Annotated in this window: 1 protein-coding gene; it reads right to left on the bottom strand. The window is 61.9% G+C overall.

The window, feature by feature from the left end:
• On the bottom strand, positions 1-1,142 hold a 1,142-nt coding region (tuf, locus tag L810_RS42990; RefSeq protein ID WP_042978425.1), incomplete at both ends, for an elongation factor Tu.

The following is a 1,142-nucleotide window of genomic DNA, read 5'->3' as shown; positions in this document are numbered from 1 at the left end:
CCGACCGTACGGCCGCCTTCACGGATTGCGAAGCGCAGACCTTCTTCCATCGCGATCGGAGCAATCAGCTTCACCGTGATCGACACGTTGTCGCCCGGCATCACCATTTCCTTGTCCTTCGGCAGCTCGATCGAGCCCGTCACGTCCGTCGTACGGAAGTAGAACTGCGGACGGTAGTTGTTGAAGAACGGCGTGTGACGGCCGCCTTCGTCCTTGCTCAGCACGTACACTTCAGCCGTGAAGTGCGTGTGCGGCGTGATCGAACCCGGCTTCGCCAGAACCTGGCCACGCTCCACGTCTTCACGCTTCGTGCCGCGCAGCAGGATACCGACGTTGTCGCCTGCCTGACCTTGGTCCAGCAGCTTGCGGAACATTTCAACGCCCGTGCAGGTCGTCTTCACCGTCGGCTTGATACCGACGATTTCGATTTCTTCGCCGACCTTCACGATGCCGCGCTCGACACGACCCGTCACCACCGTACCACGGCCCGAGATCGAGAACACGTCTTCCACCGGCATCAGGAACGCGCCGTCAACTGCACGCTCCGGCGTCGGGATGTACGTGTCCAGCGCGTCTGCCAGGCTCATGATCGCCACTTCGCCCAGCTCGCCCGTGTCGCCTTCCAGCGCCAGCTTGGCCGAACCCTTCACGATCGGCGTGTCGTCGCCCGGGAAGTCGTACTTCGACAGGAGTTCGCGAACTTCCATCTCGACCAGCTCGAGCAGTTCAGCGTCGTCCACCATGTCGCACTTGTTCAGGAACACGATGATGTACGGAACGCCAACCTGACGCGCCAGCAGGATGTGCTCACGCGTTTGCGGCATCGGGCCGTCTGCTGCCGAGCAAACCAGGATCGCGCCGTCCATCTGCGCTGCGCCCGTGATCATGTTCTTCACATAGTCAGCGTGGCCCGGGCAGTCGACGTGTGCGTAGTGGCGGTTAGCCGTTTCGTACTCGACGTGTGCCGTGTTGATCGTGATGCCGCGCGCCTTTTCTTCCGGTGCCGCGTCGATCTGGTCGTACGCCTTCGCTTCGCCGCCGAACTTCTTCGTCAGAACCGTCGTGATCGCTGCCGTCAGCGTCGTCTTGCCGTGGTCAACGTGACCAATCGTACCAACGTTCACGTGCGGCTTGGTCCGCTC

Source organism: Burkholderia sp. AU4i (assembly GCF_000466765.1).
GTDB classification, from domain to species: Bacteria; Pseudomonadota; Gammaproteobacteria; order Burkholderiales; family Burkholderiaceae; genus Burkholderia; species Burkholderia cepacia.
Note: the sequence above shows the minus strand (reverse complement) of the source record. Positions and strands in the feature narration are given on the sequence as shown.